Source organism: Moorena sp. SIO3H5 (assembly GCF_010692395.1).
In the GTDB taxonomy this organism is placed as follows: domain Bacteria; phylum Cyanobacteriota; class Cyanobacteriia; order Cyanobacteriales; family Coleofasciculaceae; genus Moorena.
Genome location: NZ_JAAHHS010000062.1, coordinates 1 through 19,801, shown reverse-complemented (window position 1 = coordinate 19,801; position 19,801 = coordinate 1). Strand labels below are relative to the sequence as shown.

Sequence of the window (19,801 nt, the reverse complement as noted above, 5' to 3'; positions counted from 1 at the left end):
TACTATTTATAGGGATTTATAGGGATTTATAGGATTTGTTACCCAGTTTTTCCTAAATCCTACAGAATGCTCCTTTCTTTTATAGCTATTGCTAAGGCGTAGCCAAGAAATTCCAAGCAGAGTCTTCTTCACAGATTATCGTAAATTCAGGCTCACTGAGTGGAGCTAACCCCTCTAGCCAACTGTTAAGTTTAAAAATCTTCAAACCACACTGGTTAACTAGCAACTCATACATCATACCTGGCGTTGTTTTATAATCAACCATGCCACTATGACCAAATTCAAAGACTAGGTAAGGCTTGTGAGTTTTTAAGGTTCGGATAGCACCTTTGAAAACCTGAAACTCTGCTCCTTCTACATCTACCTTAATGAAATTAACCTTGAAGTCAGGTTGAAGGATGTCATCAAGTGTTTGAGTTTTGATAGCAATAGATGCTGTTTGAGCATTGTTATAGCCCCAATAGCTGTAGTCTCTTTGTTTTAGACCACTCAGTGCTGGGGCATCAACAACATGCCAGAAGGTGGTTTCTCCCTCTAAATCACTCAAAGCAATTTGCCTAACATCAACCTTTGGGAACCGTTTTTGCAGTCGAGTAGCCAGCCGAGGCAGCGGCTCGAAAGCATAGTGCTCACCGAGGGGAGCCAGTTGGCATATTTTTGTCAACACACTCCCCATGTTGCCACCCACATCAATACAGTTTGAGGATTTGTCTAAAATCCGCTTCATAATCTCATAGACATAGGTGTCATCTTGCCTGCTGGTCAGGATCTTTTGGTTAGGAGGCTTGATCAAATCAACAATACTTCTTGCCCCAGACTCAAACGGTGTGCCAATTAATAACTCTTTCAGGTGAGTTTTTATGGTTAAAGGTAGATTCATTTTTTAGCAGCGTATAAACCTTAGTTTTTAGTTTATAGCAGAAACTAATCATGGTTTATAAGTTTTATATACAAAGTTCGATAAAAAATTTACAAAGTGTTTGTAAAGTACCCTATCAAAATTAAGCTTGCTCTTGATAAATTCGGCGCTTTTGTGAAGCTCCTGTCGTTTTTAGAGCCACAGCTTCCATCTGCTGGTAAAGAGTTTTAGGTAAAAGTCGGAGCAAATAAGCAGCAGCCCCAGTCAACAGAGTACGAAGCGGTTCCTCTAGCAAAATACGCCAGTAAGTCGCTAAAGCCTTATTAAACAATTCTGTTGCCATCAAGCCTTCTTTGATGCTGAGTGCACGTCGAGCACCAAACCGTAAATAATACGCGCGGGCTGGGTTTTCACATTCAGCAATTACCTCTGGAGCATAAGCACGTGTTTTCTCAATTACCTTTTCTAGAGAATTTATATGCTTGAGTATACTAGCTGAATGCCCTTGTGAATGAATACGATATAAAGTCAGCGCCTCTGGCAAACCTTCCATGTGCCAATCAGTTTTAATCGCCATGCGCAGCCAACATTCCACGTCTTCAATATTGTGCAATTCAGTATCAAAATAAGCATCCTCCCTAGCCTGCTCATCTCGGTATCGAATTGCTTCAAACACTTCTCGCCGAATTACTGGTGTTGAACCATTACCAATGGGATTACGACACATGATATAATCTGTAGTTATATCTTTAGTTTTGGATATTTGATAGATTCCTAACGGAGTTCCTGTTTCATCAATGAAGGCAGAATAGCTAAAACTGACTCCTACATGGGGTGATGTTTCTAGATGCAAAACATGCTTTTCTAGCTTTTTTGGAACCCAGAGGTCATCTCCATCTAAGAAAGCCATATACTCTCCTTCAGCATGGCGAATCCCAGTGTTTCTAGCCGCTGATACTCCTTGATTATCCTGATGAATAATTTTAATTCTCGGATCGTTAATTTGTTGACATATTTCGATACTTTTGTCAGGAGAGCCATCATCAATGAGTAGCAACTCAAAATTTTTATAGGTTTGGGCGAGCACAGATTCTACTGTAGCTGCTATGTATTTTTCAACCTTATATACTGGAATAATTACCGATACTTTTTTCATTGTATTTCGTACCTTAAAATTAGTTGACCATGCTAGAAAAACACGATGTAAATAAAGATATAATTCCCAACTACGGAAACGCTAATTTTTTTAATTTTGATGGCAATGGATTCTGTTTGAGCATTGTTATAGCCCCAATAGGTGTAGTCTCTTAGATAATCAGCTTATTATATAAGGTTTTGTGATTTTTAATTTATAATTTTGAATTCCGCGCAGCGGTACTAATTTGGGGCAAGAAGCTGTTTTTTAACATTTTTGAGCAGGTTAGAGACAAGCAATTCAATTTGAGCATATAAAGACTTCGGTAATAACCAAAGCATATAAGCGGCTATTAAGGTTAAGATTGTTCGCCGTGGCTGTTCTAGTAGGATACGCCAGTGATTGGATAATGACCGATGTATAAGCCTCACAGCATCTGAACCTACTTTAAGACGAACCGCACTCCTAGCCAAGTACCGCAATTGGTAAGCCCTAGAAATATTTTCCCATCGGCTGGTCAGTTTGGGAGCATAGGAACGGGTCTTTTCAATCATTTGTTCTAAAGACTCAAACTGCTTCAAGAGATTGGCTGATAACCCTTGTGTATTAATTCGATACAGGGTTAATGCTTCAGGTATTCCCTCAATTTTCCAGTCAGTTTTAATAGCGATGCGAAGCCAACATTCAATATCTTCAGCACGACGGAAGTGTTCATCAAAGTAATAATCTTCTGTAGAGCCGTAAAGATTATCCTGATACTTAATTATGTCAAAGACTTCCCGACGAACTACAGCAGCCGAACCGTTACCGATCGGACTCTCTCGAAACAAATCAGATATAGTAATATTAGTGAGCTTAGGCATTAGATAGGCACCCATAAAAGTTCCAGCTTCATCAATCAAAGCAGAAGGGCTAAAACTAATCCCGACATCTGGGAATTTTTCTAAGTGTTCAATATGTCTTTCCAGTTTCTGAGGTAACCACAAGTCGTCTCCATCTAAGAACGCTAAATAATCTCCTTTTGAATTGCGAATTCCTGTGTTTCGTGCTCCAGCAAGTCCCCGATTATTTTGGTGAATAATCTTAATTCTTGGATCAGAAAATTGCCGACAAATGTTTATACTTTCATCGGGAGAATCATCGTCAATAATCAACATTTCAAAGTTTTGATAAGTCTGGTTTATCACCGACTGTACTGCGGTAGCAATATACTTTTCAACGCCGTATACTGGGATAATTATCGAAACAGTTTTCATAGGGTAAATTTTATGAATATGTTACAGATACGGTATAATAATTATGGGTATATATGTTTGTGGTAAATTAATAATAAAAAATTATTACACTAATTTTTTATCAAATTAGACTAAATAATCAGGTATACAGTTATGAGTAATTCAAACTATCCTTCTTTTGTATATGTATAGTTTCGTATCCATTTTAACCTTAAATCTAGATCTAGCAAGTACTTTAGGGCGCTTCCACCCAGATAAATTTTATTAGTTTTTGTATAAATAAAAATTATCAGTTTTTGTATTATTTTATAATATACTGTCCAGTAGCATTATTACTGTATACTACATGTGTATAGTACAGCGAAAGCTACAAGTAGACAATTAAGCAATATCATGATTTTAATATGCCATGGCTGTCAGCTTATATAAAAGCGTTACCACCAGACTTTATAGAAGTAAATCATAGTTAAAAAGTATAGCAAAAAAAACTGTCTAGCGATAGATTTAATTTATAAAGACTAGACATAATTTTCACAATTAGTAGAGAGAAATTTTACAATTAGCTACAACTCACAAAATATCCAATTTCACTGTCTTGATGCCGTTGCGAATGGGGAGGGGCTGTGTGGGTACACTGCGTCCGCACCGCTGTTTGCCCTGTGGAGACTCCCTGTTCCTTTGCTGCATCGCTTTATAGATGCTACCAGATAGTTAATGGGTAATGGATCATTGACAGAGGCATTATCCATTACCCATTAACCAGCATGCATTGGTAGCAGAGCTTTACCTATTTGCTAATAGATGAAATTTCATGTACCTCTGATTGCTTGAGAAATCCGGCGCTTTTGTGAAGATCCTGTGGTTTTTAAAGCTAAAGATTCTATATACTTGTAAAGATTCTCAGGTATAAGCCAAAGCAAATAGGCCGCAACCCCAGTTAACACGGTACGACGTGGTTCTTCCCAGAGCATCTGCCAGTAGGTACCCAGAGCTTCGTTGAAGAATTGGACAGCCATGGCACCATCTCTCAAGGTAACTGCCCTACGAGCTAGATACCTCAAATGGTAAGCACGGGCGCGGTTTTCCCACTCAACCACCACCTCAGGAGCATAGGAACGAGTCTTCTCAATTACCTGTTCCCAAGACCTTTGTTTTTTGAACAAGTTAGCTGATATACCACCGGAATTTACTCGGTATAGAGTCAAAGAATCAGCAATGCCTTCCAGGTGCCAATTGGTTTGGATAGCAATGCGAAACCAACAATCCAAATCCTGTGACCCTTGCAATCCCTCATCCCAATAAAAGTCGTTGCTCTTTCCGTTGATAGTCTCTTGGTACTTAATGGCTTCAAATACCTCCTTGCGGAACACGGCACAGGAGCCATTACTAATAGGATTACGGCAAATTATGTCACCGATAGTGATGTCCTTGAGCTTGGGTAGTTGATAGATTCCTAGGGAATTTCCTGCTTCATCGATAAACGCCGAACAGCTAAAGCTAATCCCCAAATTGGGATTATTTTCCAAATGTTCAATATGTTTTTCTAGCTTTTCAGGCAACCATAGGTCATCGCCATCTAAAAATGCTAAATACTCTCCCTGGGCTTGGCGGATCCCTTCATTCCTTGCTGCATTAGCTCCCTGATTTTCCTGACGAATAATTTTGATTCTGGGGTCTAGAAACTGCTGGCAAATCTCTACACTCTGGTCAGGAGAACCATCATCAATCAGTAAATATTCAAAATTTTGGTAAGTTTGATCCAAAACTGACTGTACTGTAGCAGCAATATACTTTTCAACGTTGTAGACTGGAGTAATGACGGAAACTTTTTTCATTTTATCACCGATATTATATTAAATGACTCAGACAATTATTGTCCAAGTTTGTCTTGTAAAATCTGACGTCTTTGGATCATTCCCACTAGTTTTATAGCGAGAACTTCGAGGTAGGAATATAGGGATTTAGGCAACAGCCAAAGTAAATAGGCAGCAGCCAAAGTCCGAAGGGTACGGCTTGGTTCTTCCAAGAGAAGACGCCAGTAAGTTGCCAAAGCAGCGTTAATGAGTTTGACAGACATTGCTCCATCTTTGAGACGTACTGCACTACGAGAAAAGTTTCGCAATCGATAGGCCAGGGCTAAATTTCCCCACTTCTCAATCAATTCAGGAGCGTAGGAGCGAGTTTTTTCTAGTACTTGTTTCCAGGAATCTAACTGTTTGACTAAGTTCGCTGAAAGACTGGCTGAATTGACTCGATATAAGGTTAGTGCTTCAGGGATTCCCTCAATTTTCCAGTCTGTTTGAATTGCAATACGTAGCCAACATTCAATATCTTCAGCGCGGCGGAAGTTTTCATCAAAGTAAAAATATTCTGTAGTGCCGTAAAGGTTATCTTGATACCTAATCGCTTCAAAGACTTCCGGTCGAATTACCGGAGCTGAACCATTCCCAATAGGACTAGACCGGAATAAATCTGATCGGGTAATGTCCTTTAACTTAGGCATTAGATAAGTGTTCAATAAATTTCCAGATTCATCAATTAATGCTGAACGGCTAAAACTAACCCCTACCTCTGGAAATTTTTCTAAGTGTTCAATATGTCTTTCTAGTTTCTGAGGCAACCACAAGTCATCCCCATCTAAAAACGCTAAATAATCTCCTTTGGCATGGCGAATTCCTGTATTTCTCGCTCCAGCAAGTCCCCGATTAGTTTGATGAATAATCTTAATTCGATCATCCGAGAATTCTTGACAAATTTTTATACTACTGTCTGGAGATTCATCGTCAATAATCAGCACTTCAAAGTTGGTATAGGTCTGGTCGAGAACAGACTGCACCGCTGCTGCAATATAGTTTTCAACTCCGTAGACTGGAATAATGACAGAAACATGTTTCATTGTTTGAACACTAGTTTTAAAGATAAATAGTTTTGATTTAGTTTTTTTACAAAAAAATTATCAAAAAAAATAGATAAATACTTGAACCTGACAACTGACGACTAAAAATTGTTTCCTGAGCACTATCATATTTCCAGGAAATGATCACAATTTTCTGCCCAAGTGTACTAGACTATCTGGCATTTGTGATCTAGAGGGTAAGGTGGGACCCGCTACCAATTGCAGTTGAGGATAATACATAATAGATGAGTCTGACTGAACCATTTCCCATTGGCTTAAAACAGAGGAATAGACGGTTTGTGCAATGCGTAAATCTCGCTCTAATATCTCCAGAGTCAAGGCATCTTGGGACATTTTGCTAAGTTTTACTTCAAGCTGAGAAATCTGAAACTCTAGATCCCTAGCCTTGTCCTCACTACCTTGTAGTTGTAGTTTAATATCATCCATTTCTAAGGGTGGATCATCTTGGAATAAGCTAGCTTGAGGCTGATTGTGAATAGGATTCATGATCTGAGGATTTGCATAATAACCATGATCAGACTGAGTGCGGACTAGTTCAGCCAGCAATTCAATCTTTTTGCGCCGTAATTCAATCTTTTTACGCCGTAGTGCTTCTATTGTCTCTAAGAGCTGGTTTAAGGGCAATCCTATGTTCGCAGTTTTTTCAGCTAGGCATTGCTGTGCTTTTTCTAGATCGTTTTCGGCTGACTTTATATACTCTGGGATAGTCTTTTGTTGTTGAGCAATGTCTTGCTTCCTGAGTTGTTCCAGTCTTTTGTTAAACGCCTGATTAATGGCGAAGGCTCTTCGTTGCGCTTCCTCAGGGGTGACTCCTGAAATTTCAAAAACCATCATTGTAGAGTTATCGATTAGTTGAATCGAAGGCTTATCTAAGCTATCTACAGATATATTTAGCTGCTTTGCAGCTTCTTCTAAAACCGTCACACTTTCAGCTATCAACTTCAGGTGTTTTCTGGGATCATCAATGCGATCGCTTAACCCTGCACTGCTATGACTGTTATTACTGTTATTACTGTCAGCATCACGAAATTCAGAACCCTGAGTGTTAGGGAATGTCCCACTACTGGCGAATGATAATGTCCATTGGCTGACATAAAACTGATCAGTATCAGTCTCATCGTGACATTGGAGTACAGTATGAGATTGGAGTACAGTATGCTCTAAGGTTACAGGAGAGGTTTGAGGTTTACCAAAGACATACCTAGCAGACCAAACCACAAATAAGGGAATTAAAAGGGCATGAACCAGTAAAACCGATATAGCCACCGTGATGATTCCCGATTTCACTGCTATCAGCAGACTACAGGAAAATATCATGGTAAATAAGATATTCCAGAGCAAGCCAATCTGCGGTTTATCAATGGCTGCCAAAAGCTGAAATCCAGCAATATCAAACGGTCTAGGAATTGCTGATAAGCAAACTAAAATCACTATGGGAACCACCATACTCCAGCCTTCCGTATTAATTTTTTCCCCAACCATAATGGGGATATAAAACGGAACTAGACTTGATTGTAAAGCAACAAAACCAACAATTACTTTTCCAATCGTCTTTAGACTGTTAAAGTATGTTTGCTTAAATTTCGATAAGTTTGTTCGTACTTCACATAGGGCAGGGTATAAAGCAGTAGTAATCGATTGGACGATAGTTAAGCTAATTCCCAAGCCAGCATTGTAAGCAAAGTAGTAAACACCTAATAGGTCAATTCCTATAAAGCGACCAATGATAATATAGTCGAGAGTTTCCCTCAGAGTTTTTAAAAGTTCAATTCCCAGGAAATTGATTCCAAAGCTAAAAATTTTTCCCCAGTATTTGGTTGTGAAAGAGCCAGTTCTCCGCCAGGGATGTTTGAACAGATAGCTAATGAATTCTATAGGGCTAGCTATTAGTATGGGCAGTACTATCGCCCACATTCCCATATGAAGAACAGCAAAGACAGCGGTTAGAATATTGGCGGTGGCATATCTGAGAGCTCGAGCAGTAGCCGTTATTTGAATTCGATTATCTCTTTGAATTAGTGCTGACTGTACTGCCCCTAAGGGAGCAATTAAAAAATTAAATGCTAACAGACAAATGGGTAAAATTAGTTTGTTATCTTTATAAAACCACGCAACTGGAAAAGCAGCAAGACACTGGAAAACAAATAGACTTCCAAAAAGTACCCAATTTAACCAATAAGCACTATTACAAATATCTTCTAGCTCATCAGCTTCCGCCTGTATAATTCTAGCATGAACACCGATCCGCGTTACTGTTTGTGAATATTCATAGGTCGTCAGAACCAGTGCAGCTAATCCAAAATCATGGGGAGTTAAGAACCGTGGTAAGATAAACGTTGCACCTAAGCGGGAAACCCGAATAAATGCCTGGGCGACTCCCATCCAACCAAGATTGCGAGTAAAAGTGCTACTGTTACCTAGTTTGTGCTTTATGCGACTCCCGATTGTTTTGACAATTTTCACAGTGGATCTCCCATCCTGCCATCCTTGTGATGATTGATATCTTTCGAAGTTGATATCTGTAAAAAAAAAAATTAGTGGTAGTTAGTGCTCTGAAATCATCCGATTATCCACAGATACCATCGGCATTTTTTTGCCGATGACTTGGATTAAATGTCCAGCTATTTTTTTAGGAATAAGTTTAATAATTAATAGTTTTAAAATTAGACGCATAGTTTCATTACTTAGCATAATTTTGGGGTAAAGCTTTATGGAATAGCTGAGTTTTTGACTAGCTAGCTTTACTCCTTCCTCATCAAAAGCATTAGCTATACATTGCTTAGCCAGATAACGATAAGCATTTGCTAAACTCTTGTTTTTAAGAGACTTGAGTTCTGGTGGAGCTGCCTTGAATGCTCTTTCAATTACAATTAGGTTTGCGTTCTCCATGACATCCACTTTAGAGGTCATTGACTGGGAAGAGCGACGGTAGAGAATTTGGTATTTAGGAACCAGTACAAAAGGACATAAAGCTGCTAGCCTGAGGTAATAATCCCAATCTTCAACTGATTTCAGGGATGGATCAAATTCTCCAGCGGCTTCAATATACTTCCGCTTAACCATGATATTGGAACCACTGGATATAAAGTTACGAATTAGTAATTGGGGATAAACATTATCCTCCCAATAAAGTGGTTGCCAAGCAAACAAAAATTTGCTATTCTCATCTATAAAGGCAGTCCAACTGTAAGCCACTCCAGCTTCAGGTTTTTTTTCCAGTGCTGCTAACTGTAGCTCCAATTTATCGGGTTTCCATAAATCATCAGCATCTATAAACGTAATAAATTCGCCCCTAGAGCGACGAATACCACGATTACGAGCCACTGGTAATCCGCCATTTTCATAGGAGAACACTTTCAATCGATGATCGTTGACTGTACTGATGACATCTAATGTCCCATCAGTGGAGCCGTCATTAATAACAATTAACTCAAAATCTGAAAACGTTTGTGCTTGAATCGATTGGATCGTTTCTAATATAGTTTTTTCTCCGTTATAAACTGGAACTATTACAGATATGGTGGGCATGGCGATTATCCTTTTCTTGTATATAATTAGTGCATGGTAATTCTCCACAAAAGGTCTATAAAAACCCCTTGAGAATTTTTTTTTATTTTAGTCCCATTCCTATTACAACCAAACCAGGCCAGTATAGGTAAGCTAATCCCTCTAGATTTTCACCAAACGAGAACAGGATACAAATTAATAGTATTGTTAGTGCTGTTGTGGCAACTTTACTCCTTTGAGCTTTAATTAAAAGCTCTATAAAAGTATAGACTATAGGGATTAAGATTCCAATAAACCCGACGATTCCATGAGTATATAAAGCACCATACCAAGTGTGGTGGCTTCCAATAGGCATACCAGCAACAACATCAGGGCCTTTACCAACTTTAATGGCATGACCCCAAATCGGTGCATCTTCTTCCCACTTACGGTGAGAAAGCCGAGCTAAGGCCGACCTAACCCGCGACGAAGCAGATCTTTGACTGGAAAAAGAGTCTTTCAAGTTTCTAGCTATCATCAGCAGTTGGGGACCAAATAGACCACCAATAAAACTGCCTATTCCTGCTGTAATTTGGATAGCGGGTTCGGTTAGATTTACCAAAAATGTTACCAGTATTGGTATACCCACTAAGCAGATTATCCCCATCCGTGACACTGAACCCACAATTGCAGCAGCACAGCCAATCATACCAATAAAACGCCACTTTATGTCTGGGTCTCTACTACTCAGGAAAAAGTGTACGTTACAGGCAAATGCCAATGCTGGAGCCCAAGGAGCAAATAAGAAAAGGCGTGTTTCACCACTTTTTATCACGTAAGGACTTATGGCGTAGTAACGATCACTGTTACCCCCAATTTTTGCCATTAGGCTGCTAGTATACAAGGGCATCTCTAACCCAGTCAGACTTAACCCATAGGTAAGTGGTACCAAGATCAGAGTTTGTAGGGAAAGGATAGAAATTGCTCTATAGATTATTTGTGGTCGGATGTTGAGGGAACCAATTAAAGGAAATAAGGCCAGAAGCGCCCAAGTTCTCAAAAAGGAGTTAATAAAAGATTTGATAGTTTTAATAGTTGAGAAGCCCCAATCCAAATGACCCACAACTAAGGCTAAACCAATGACTGATATGCAAACAATCCAGATCCAGACTCCAATCGGAATCCGAATCCTTTCTTCCGGTGGAGTATCTGATGTTTGCTGCCAAAGCTTTTTAATGAGATAAAAGGTTAGCAGCCAAGCTAGGGCTGGGGCAAAAACAAACTGTGCACCTAAAAAAAATAATAAGTAGGTGGAAATTATATAATAGAAAACTACTTTTTCTTCAAAGTTTTGCGGTTTCATTAAAGCCTGCCTAATGGCTTAGGTTACTGGTGCCAGTCTATGATGTCTAGCTTGATAAAAAATGGATTAGTTGCATCAAAAATCTTTTCTTTGGTTCCCGATTGGCGATGTTAAGCTATTATTAGATGTTGTCAAGCTATTATTTGATGGTTGAGAACGTAAGGGTGGAACATCAGAGTTAAACGATTCTACTTTGCCGTAGATTGAGGGCTGTGATTTACCTTGTAAATGGGGACGTAACCAGAGTAAAAATAGTCCTGCACTAATTAACAAGGAACCAGCTGCTGCACCAAGTAAAGCCGATGACTTTTTCGGTGCTATCGCGTCTGGGGGTAAGCTTGGTTCAGCTAGCAGCTGAACTTGGGGATAGGAAAGGGATTGGTTGAATCGACCAATTGCTGATTGAGTTAAGGTTGAAGCATAGATAGTTTCCGCAATGCGCATATTGCGTTCTAGGATCTCCATCCTCAAGGCATCCTGGCTCATTTGTCTGAGTTTGGCTTCCAGCTCAGCAATCTGGTTGCTTAATACCCAGGCTCTAGCTTCCACACCCTCTTGCCGTGCTTGCACCTCAACAATTTGGCGCAGCAGATTTTCCCGGGAAGAACCAGTTTCAGGCCCAGAGTTAACACTGAGCTGGTCGATAATTGCCAAAGACATGGGGCGACCTAACAGAGATTGACTACGCTGTAGCAAAGCTGCTTTAGCACTCTCTTGCTTGCTCTTTTCGTCCACTACAGATGGATGCTTGGAACCGAATTTGGAACTCAAAACCGTCAGGGCTGCGGTAGCCTGACTGTATTCCCTTAGAGTTTGCTGAAATATCTGGTCAGCCTTAAGTGCAAAAGCATCAGCAGCTTGTCCAGAGGACAGCTTTAGATTAGCTGAGAGGTTGCTGAGATTGGCTTTTGCTTCTCGCCCTTGGGCCAACAAATCGATTTGTTGTTGTCGTAAACTTTCGATAGTAGATGATAGCTGGTTAACTTGTTCTTTCGAGTTCAATCCGGTTCTAGCTTTGTGTTCAGACAGGCTTGTCTGAATGTCTGCTAAATTTTTCTTAGCTGCCTGCAAATCAGCTTGAACTGGTAGCTGATTATCTACTAATTCTTCTTGCCTAAGTTGTTCAAGTCTATCCTCGAAAGCCTGGTACATAGCCAAAGCTTTTTGTTGGGCTTCCTCAGGAGAGTCTCCTTTGATTTCAAAGGCCATCATAGTTGAATTGTCAACGATTTTGACCCTAGGCTTGCCCAACTCTTCAGGGGACATGTTCAGTTGACTGCTAGCATTATTCAGTACCGGCTTACTTTCCGCAATGAATTTCATCTTTTCCCTCGGGTCATGGGAGCGATCGCCAAATGGTGACCTAACATCTGAACTCGCTCCCCCTAATTCTGGGATATTAATTCTGGTGGATGAGCCATTGACAGGAAGTGATACTCTCCATGTACTGGTATAAGTTGGCTGAGCTGATTTCAAATAAAAAAATGTTAAGCCCCAAATTCCAGCATTAATAGATATCCCTAAACACAAGTAAAATAGCCAACGTAGAGGCATGAGATTTGATTTTTCATAGGGATATGGGGCTATAGTCTTATAATTAGTAGTCATTGGAGCATCTCACCTGGCAAATCCACATTTTTAGTTTTAAGTTGTAGTCTTAAGTTGTAGTGTTAAGTAGTGTTAAGTTGTAGTCTTAACTTATAGTTATATTTTATATTATTAAAGACTTAGCAGATAGTTTGATCGCACTATCAAGTAATGGCTTAAACCCGTAGCCAATACACCCCTGATGAAGAGTCAGATCTCGTGATATTATCACTTGTGATTCTTTGATTAATAATTATAACATTTGAGCTATCCTAAATATGAATTAGGGTATAAATATGTCTCTAATAATCCGAATGGGATTGAAGATATCCCCAATAAAGTCAAAAACACTTTTGACATTAGTGACCGTCGAATCATAGCAAGCGACACTATCTCTTGGCATCAGCACTGGATTAACTTGCTCATCATTAGGTTTCTTCACCAAGTCCTCTACAGAACGTTCTATTGCCAGAGTTTCCCCAGTAGTACGGTCAGTTTGCAGTAACAGAGCACGGCGATCTGCATTTGTGGTTTCTGTACCTCCAACACAACTAGCAGCAATTACAGCTTGAGATAGACGGGAGCCATATTCAACTTCCTGGATTCTAAGGTCTCTTCCATTATTGGGATTAGTCAAATTGGAGAGAAACACAGGAATAGTTGAGGGAGTAAGCTGGGAAGGTCTGGCGAGATAATATTGAGGCAACTCCCGAGTCGGAACAATGATTTGGTCTCCAGCAATCAAGGGAATATCATTAACTGGTGATCCGGTGAACACACCAGATAAATCAATTACCTGTTCCTGTTCACCCCGAACCAAGCGCACCTGTTGAATATTGGCATTTGGTTTGATGCCGCCAGCCGTTAAAATAGCAAAGGTTAGGTAGCGTTCTGGAGGATAGTCTCCTGAGACAGTAGCAATCGATGCCGGTAAGTCTCGACCTTTAGAATCCGTATCATTAATCAAAACGCGACCAGGTTCAAAAACAGCTCCTCCCACAGTTACCTGAATTGGAGCCCACTCAAAGAGTTGAATACTGACTTTGAGGAAATCAGGCTGAAAAAAGCCCCCTGCCAGCAAAGCCTTGACTAGGTCTTGCTCAATTTCTGATACTTCTCGACCCGCTGCCAGTATAGGGTCTAGGTAGGGGAATTTGATGTAACCATCCAGATTAACTTCATAGGTGGCACTGAAGCGTTCAGCTTCTGGGATTTCTTCTTCACCAGCCACAAAGAGTCTAAGGCGATCGCCAGGAGACAGTGGTAGAGCCCAACTGGGAACTGATACACCTATTGCTGCCACGGTAGTAATTAACCCTGCTATCCAAAACTTGAGAATGGACATTGAAGAATCTCTGGGTTCACAACTATTACTTAGTGCTATTACTTAGTGATAACACTTAGTGATAACACGTGATAACACTTAGTATAGGGGGGTTTGGGTCAGTGTTTGAGTGTTGAGTGTTGAATGAGGATCAACACTCAACACTCAACAAATAACACTCAATTCCCTTTGCAACTAATTAAACTATGTAAGTAACTATAGCGTTTGTATATAGGTTGTAAACAGCCGTATTGCCGAAAAAGGCGCATAGGCAAGATGCATGTATGCAAGAGGGGCAAGAGCTCCAGATTTTTATTGGAAAATAACAAAAGACCTTCTAGATTTACATCTCAAATAAAAACGGTATAGTTAAGTTTAAGTTAACCAACCACAACAGTTTCTTTAATTGCCGAGAGGGGCTTACCCTGAAAATAGTCAGGAATCGGCGCTCCCATCAAATTCAGAATAGTCGGGGCTAAATCTAGAGAATGACCAGCTGGTAAACTAGAACCTGGCTCAATATCTTGTCCTTTAATCACCAAAAAGCCATCAGAGCGGTGAGAACCAGTACGATTAAAGGGAACTGGACCAATGCGTCCAGTATCGGGACTATCTACTACGTCAGTGGCATATTTTTCTTGCCAGATAACGACTAAGTCACCATCAGGTAATTTCGGACCGGTTTCAGTTGCTGATTGGCGGGTGCGGATAATTTCCTTGACCATTGGTTCCCCAGTGCGAGCATCTTTAAGCTGGTAGAGTTTTTGAGTCAATTCCTCACATACAGCATCGTATTGATCAGGGGCGACAATACCGTGAGGTTCCCTTCCCTGGAGATTAATCCTGATATATCCTTCCGAATAACTAGGCAGCGCGAATGCTTTCATATGAGGCCAGCAGGGTTGGTACCACGATGGACTCTGGAAAAAGAATGGATCGGATTCTGCCTGCATCTTGAACGGAGAAATCAGATCTGGTCCAGGAGTGGAACCAAACAAGGGTTCGATAGGATTGAAAAGTTTTGTAGGGAGTTGACGTCTTAAAAAACCTTTGAGTGGATTCGATTCATGCTTGAGGCTCCACACTTTCCCCATCCAACCCTTTTTCGCCCTGGCATCATTGACTAGGGGTTCTGGGGGTTGACCATATTTGCCACTAGCAATGCCGTATTTACCTGGGAAACTCCAGCGATAGAGAAATTCTGGCAGGAACAACATACTCGGTAGATCCATGACGTTAGACCCCATACCATGGGCAGCAAATACTACGACCTGGGCATTATCCGGGGCTTTGCTCAAAATTCCACCAATAGCTTCGTCAATAGCTTCAAAAATTTCTAACACGGGATCTCCAGGGCATTTAGCACCTACAGATGGGTAGAGAGGATGATCCTGCTGACTCAGGTGCCAGAAGTAATGCCCTGCAGTATGGGTTTCACCAAAGATTGTTAAGAAGAAATCCCACGGCATCTGCTGCAACAAGTCTTGACAAATGGCACCCCGGCGGGCGATACCAATCTCCAGTTGTTCCTGAAGACCCTTGAGTGCTGCCACATCCATAATACTGGCATGGTCTTTGCGTAAGACAGGATGCTCACCATGCTTATCAATCAAATCCTGTAGCAAGGATTTGGGTATGGAATGACTGGGAGTCTGAGGAGAGTGAGCTCCCCAAGCAAGGACTTGCAACCCATTGACCTGATTGGACAGGGGAGCTTGAGGCATATCAAAGACTGCCACCTGATAGTCATCTCCCAAGGCATAGAAGGGTTGATACTCAGCAAAGTCGTAGGCTTGAATGTCTTCTACTTCGTAAGTGCCTTCCTTAATTTTGAGAGGTGCCCAGTACCCTGTTTGCTCAGGAGAACAACCAGTGAGGAATGTTGTCCACGGAGTCTCAGCCCGGTAGTATTCGTATGTCTTTAGACGTCCGTAAGATCCCTGTTCTCGTAAGCGACGCAGATTTTTCAGATACCCTTGAGATATCCATTGCTCTATCAAGGCAGGGTCGGCAGCATCCAAGCCAATGGCAATTACTGGGTTTCTCATCGTTGTGGTTGGTAGATGTGTGGGTAGTTTTCTGGTAGGTTAATTAGTGTGCCTAGTTTAGCTCAGCATCTAACCCTACAAATAACGATAGTCGGCTTCACACAGATGAAGGTTGAAGGATCGATGAATCTTAGAGTAGACTTTTATAAAGTTTCTGTAAAGACTACTGCTATCAATCACACTATGTAGTCTCATTGTATAAGTAGCAAAGAGTTGAGGCATTTGTTAGCTCGCCTAATTCTCAGACTCGGCTGGGGAGAGCTTCCCTGCTGAAAAATCTTCTTCAAATAAGGCATAAACCTGATCAAGACTACCTGATCAAGACAACGACTCGTGATCAGTAAAAATTACCATCGTTAGCTCATTTATGTAGAGTCGATGAAGACTATTTAAAGATTTTATTAAGCTCAGAGAAAATACTAGCCTGGACTCGCCTATAGGCTATGATATTAATGGTAAAATCAACCATTAACTAACCATCAATTAACCGTAAAGGAGTACTGATACAACCGTAAAAACAAGTGATTTTCATTAAATTAAATCCCTAATACATAATAACTAAATTAATTAATATAACAACTAAATTAAGCCTAAATCAAGCTTGTAAAAACCTATCTATCATTCTAAGAAGTATAGAACTGTAATAATCGAAATTAATCGCTTATTAACACAGTAAAATAGAGCTTAATGCTAATGCCAAAATAGATTTATGTAAAATTTATGAGATAGTTGTTATCAAACCCTGGTGTAATCTACATCAAGGTACTACTGTTTTTTGTATTAGGGAATATCTATAGGTTCAGCTATCTATAAAACAGGTGCGACTCCTGGCGAATTAAATTACGGGTCAATCGCACCTAAGGGTATTTACCAATAAATAAATTTTCAGATCTACTATAGTCAAATTACTAAAACTGTGATAATGTTATTTTATTCTTTACCAAATAAAATCTTGTTATAAACAGTATCAAGCTAATTTGGTTAACAGATATGGAAATGTTAAATTGACTGAGTTCGAATCCAAGTTTGAACATTTTTTTTTTAAAGCTTGAATGTTTTTAGTGCTTATCCCTTAGCTAGGAGAGACATCGTCAAAAGGTTAAACATGAGAGAAATAGTCAAAATCATAAACTTAGAAATTGATAATATATCAAAGCTAGAGCTTTTAAAGCGGCTCGATAGCGGGGTTATTTTTACTCCAAATGTCGATCACTTAGTCAAGCTACAAAAAGACCCTGAATTCAGGAAGGCATATCGAATTGCCGATTATAGATTATGTGATAGTAAAGTTGTGTATTATGCGTCGAAATTCTTGGGGTCACCCATACAGGAAAAAATTTCTGGATCTGACCTTTTTCCAGCTTTTTATGATTATCACAGAAACAACGAGACTATTAAAATATTTCTCTTAGGTGGACGAGAAGGAGTCGCTAAAAAAGCTCAAGAAAATGTCAATGCTAGAGTTGGCAGAGAAATTGTTATCGCTGCGCACTCCCCATCATTCGGATTTGAAAAGAATGAAGCTGAATGCCAAGAAATCATAGAAATGGTTAAGAACTCTGGAGCTACAGTACTAGCTGTGGGAGTTGGTGCGCCTAAACAAGAAAAGTGGATACACAAGTACAAAGATCAATTACCAAACATTAAAATCTTCATGGCAGTAGGTGCCACCCTTGATTTTGAAGCAGGCACTAAACCAAGGTCGCCTGTATGGATGAGTGAGGTAGGATTGGAATGGTTACACAGGCTATTATCTGAACCGCGACGGTTGTGGCGGCGATACCTGTTTGATGCTCCGGTCTTCCTTTGGTTAGTGTTGAAGCAAAAACTCAAGAGTTATTTGTTACCACCAGCTAGGGTCAATCTGAATTGATCCCAAGTGATATCGTTTCGGTTTATATCGGAATAGTTTGGAGCAAAACCTCGAAGATCCAAAGGACAGGAACCGAGAGATGGACAAAATTGAGCATTCAGCCATTCTCTTAGGTCACTGACCAAGCTAACTGGATCCTCAAGATTACCGATTACGTTTGTGCTGATTACTTTTGGTGTCGCACTTCTACAACGGTGTGAACATTACCCCGTGGGTTAAAATCCCCCTTGATTGTGACTTCTTCAGGGTTACAGGCAGCTACGAAGTCATCTAAAATTTGGTTGATACTCTCTTCGTGGGAGATGTAGCGATCGCGGTAGGTATTGATATACAACTTAAGGGCCTTTAGTTCTAACACCAATTCATTCGGAACGTAGGTGATGTAAATCGTGGCAAAGTCCGGATAACCAGAAAAGGGGCACTTGCAAGTAAATTCCGGTAAGGTGATGTTTATATGATAGGGACGACCGATACGGGGATTGGGAAAGGTAATGAGTTTTGCCTGGGCAATCTCCTGTTCACCGTATTTAATCTGGGGTGTATCTACTTCTGGTGATGCTTGTTCCTGGGTAAAGGAATTACTCATTGGTTTTGCTAGGATTTTGCTAGGATTAGAAACGATTTGAGGAATTTCTAGTAGGATGGGATTCCCAGTCAGGACAATCTTCTGTGTCCCAACCATAGGGATGCATAGCGCAGACTAATAAATTTCCACCGTAGGCTTGACCGTGATAATGACGGCAACCTATGCAGGCGGGATGTTTCTGTGAGGATGGTGTCACGGAATCAGGAAAATCGTCGTCCGTTTCACTGACCATAACCTCAAAGTCAAAATAAATCTCAACAAAGGGTTCAACAATATCTTGCAAACACTGGTCAATTTCTGCACCAATGGCATTGTCTACCTGATTGGCAAACTCCTCAACTTCATTGGCAAACTCCTCGGCAAACTCCTCAACAGCCTCACTGACACCCTCAAGGAACTCATCGACCATATTAGCCACTGATTCGAGGGTTTCAAAAATACTTTTAGACCAATCATCTTCCATAGTAAATATTTACTCAACAACCATCATGTGCTAAGCCAGTGTTGTTGACAAGTTAATTATAAGTGCTAGATAAGTGCTATAAGTTAGCGCTTGAGCCGACGTAATTCTTCTTGCATAGCTTGCACCTGTTGGCGTAGTTTGTCAACATTCTGCTCTTCAGGTGGTGCTGATTCTTCTTCCTCATCAGCAATAATCTCAATCCGGCGCGGCTCAGGTTTAGGATCATTAGGCTGAGCTTGAGAGGATTGCTGTTGCCCCTGTTGCACTAAATCTTCAACCAGTTTACGGGCTTCATCGGTAGTCATTTCCCCTTTTTCTACCAATTCATCTACCAGTTTCTGAGCTTGACCTCGCACTTCTGACAAGGTTCCCCCAGCTCTCTCCCCTGCTGCAGCAGCTATACCAACGCCTAGATAAAACGCTTTTTGAACCAAATTTCCAAAACCAGCCATGAGCACTGATACTCCGAGATTTCTCCTATTACTCTATGATTCCAGCATAGGAGTGAAATCCTACTTTGCCCACTCGACTTCAGTGAGACGGACTTAAGGGTCAGTAGAATTAGAATAATACTATACAATGCCATACCTCCCTAAGGTAGAAATCTGTTGAGTTCATGAATAAAGTTGTCGTTGGCTTGTCTGGCGGAGTAGACAGTTCCGTAGCTGCCGCCACCCTCTATCACAAAGGATACGAAGTTGTAGGATTGACCCTTTGGTTAATGAAAGGGAAGGGTCAATGCTGCTCTGAGGGAATGGTCGATGCAGCGTTTATCTGTGAACAATTAGGAATTCCCCACCACATTGTGGACAGTCGCGATGTTTTTCAGGAAAACATTGTGGATTACTTAGTCTCGGGTTACCAATCTGGGATTACTCCACTCCCCTGTTCTCAGTGCAACAAAGCAGTAAAGTTTGGTCCGATA

16 protein-coding genes are annotated in these 19,801 nt (G+C 40.5%); 2 read left to right on the top strand and 14 right to left on the bottom strand.

All coding sequences use genetic code 11. The features are described 5' to 3' along the window. Positions 1–91 precede the first annotated feature (91 nt). From F6K52_RS09805 to F6K52_RS09755, 11 genes are all read right to left on the bottom strand, one after another. Complete coding sequence (locus F6K52_RS09805) at positions 92–880, bottom strand: FkbM family methyltransferase (RefSeq protein WP_293076854.1); 789 nt, start codon at positions 878–880, stop codon at positions 92–94. A gap of 121 nt (positions 881–1,001) precedes the next feature. Continuing rightward, complete coding sequence (locus F6K52_RS09800; protein WP_293076852.1) at positions 1,002–2,015, bottom strand: glycosyltransferase family 2 protein; 1,014 nt, start codon at positions 2,013–2,015, stop codon at positions 1,002–1,004. 221 nt (positions 2,016–2,236) lie between these two features. Then, positions 2,237–3,250: a glycosyltransferase family 2 protein gene (locus F6K52_RS09795; RefSeq protein ID WP_293076850.1), complete on the bottom strand. Its 1,014-nt coding sequence runs from the start codon at positions 3,248–3,250 to the stop codon at positions 2,237–2,239. A gap of 788 nt (positions 3,251–4,038) precedes the next feature. After that, positions 4,039–5,064: a glycosyltransferase family 2 protein gene (locus F6K52_RS09790; protein WP_293076848.1), complete on the bottom strand. Its 1,026-nt coding sequence runs from the start codon at positions 5,062–5,064 to the stop codon at positions 4,039–4,041. Positions 5,065–5,099: 35 nt separating this feature from the next. Further along, on the bottom strand, positions 5,100–6,125 hold the full coding sequence (locus tag F6K52_RS09785; protein WP_293076846.1) for a glycosyltransferase family 2 protein: 1,026 nt from the start codon (positions 6,123–6,125) through the stop codon (positions 5,100–5,102). Positions 6,126–6,269: 144 nt separating this feature from the next. Next, positions 6,270–8,609: an oligosaccharide flippase family protein gene (locus tag F6K52_RS09780; protein ID WP_293076844.1), complete on the bottom strand. Its 2,340-nt coding sequence runs from the start codon at positions 8,607–8,609 to the stop codon at positions 6,270–6,272. Between the two features lie 81 nt (positions 8,610–8,690). Further along, the gene (locus F6K52_RS09775) at positions 8,691–9,674 is read right to left on the bottom strand and encodes a glycosyltransferase (protein WP_293076842.1); all 984 of its coding nucleotides are present in this window, start codon (positions 9,672–9,674) and stop codon (positions 8,691–8,693) included. An 82-nt stretch (positions 9,675–9,756) separates the two neighbouring features. Then, positions 9,757–10,995, bottom strand: a complete 1,239-nt coding sequence (locus F6K52_RS09770; RefSeq protein ID WP_293076840.1) for an O-antigen ligase domain-containing protein — start codon at positions 10,993–10,995, stop codon at positions 9,757–9,759. Between the two features lie 75 nt (positions 10,996–11,070). Then, positions 11,071–12,603 carry a hypothetical protein gene (locus F6K52_RS09765; RefSeq protein ID WP_293076838.1) on the bottom strand — a complete coding sequence of 511 codons (1,533 nt, stop codon included), beginning with the start codon at positions 12,601–12,603 and terminating at the stop codon, positions 11,071–11,073. 262 nt (positions 12,604–12,865) lie between these two features. Then, positions 12,866–13,927 (bottom strand): polysaccharide biosynthesis/export family protein, encoded by a 1,062-nt coding sequence (locus tag F6K52_RS09760; RefSeq protein ID WP_293076836.1) that lies wholly within the window; start codon positions 13,925–13,927, stop codon positions 12,866–12,868. Between the two features lie 359 nt (positions 13,928–14,286). Next, a complete protein-coding gene (locus tag F6K52_RS09755) occupies positions 14,287–15,954 on the bottom strand; it encodes an alkaline phosphatase family protein (protein ID WP_293076834.1) in 1,668 nt (555 codons plus the stop codon). Positions 15,955–17,059: 1,105 nt separating this feature from the next. On the opposite strand from F6K52_RS09755, the gene F6K52_RS09750 reads away from it, so the two are divergent. Continuing rightward, a complete protein-coding gene (locus tag F6K52_RS09750; protein ID WP_293076832.1) occupies positions 17,060–17,827 on the top strand; it encodes a WecB/TagA/CpsF family glycosyltransferase in 768 nt (255 codons plus the stop codon). 166 nt (positions 17,828–17,993) lie between these two features. Here F6K52_RS09750 and queF read toward each other — a convergent pair whose 3' ends face one another. The 3 genes from queF to F6K52_RS09735 all read right to left on the bottom strand — a co-directional run bounded on the left by queF (position 17,994) and on the right by F6K52_RS09735 (position 19,328). Beyond that, a complete protein-coding gene (queF, locus tag F6K52_RS09745) occupies positions 17,994–18,413 on the bottom strand; it encodes a preQ(1) synthase (protein ID WP_293076830.1) in 420 nt (139 codons plus the stop codon). Positions 18,414–18,438: 25 nt separating this feature from the next. Next, the gene (locus F6K52_RS09740) at positions 18,439–18,876 is read right to left on the bottom strand and encodes a hypothetical protein (RefSeq protein ID WP_293076828.1); all 438 of its coding nucleotides are present in this window, start codon (positions 18,874–18,876) and stop codon (positions 18,439–18,441) included. Positions 18,877–18,959: 83 nt separating this feature from the next. Next, positions 18,960–19,328 (bottom strand): hypothetical protein, encoded by a 369-nt coding sequence (locus F6K52_RS09735; protein WP_293076826.1) that lies wholly within the window; start codon positions 19,326–19,328, stop codon positions 18,960–18,962. A 164-nt stretch (positions 19,329–19,492) separates the two neighbouring features. Here F6K52_RS09735 and F6K52_RS09730 point away from each other — a divergent pair. Next, positions 19,493–19,801 (top strand): 7-cyano-7-deazaguanine synthase (locus F6K52_RS09730; protein WP_293076824.1); only part of this gene is annotated, 309 nt, incomplete at its 3' end.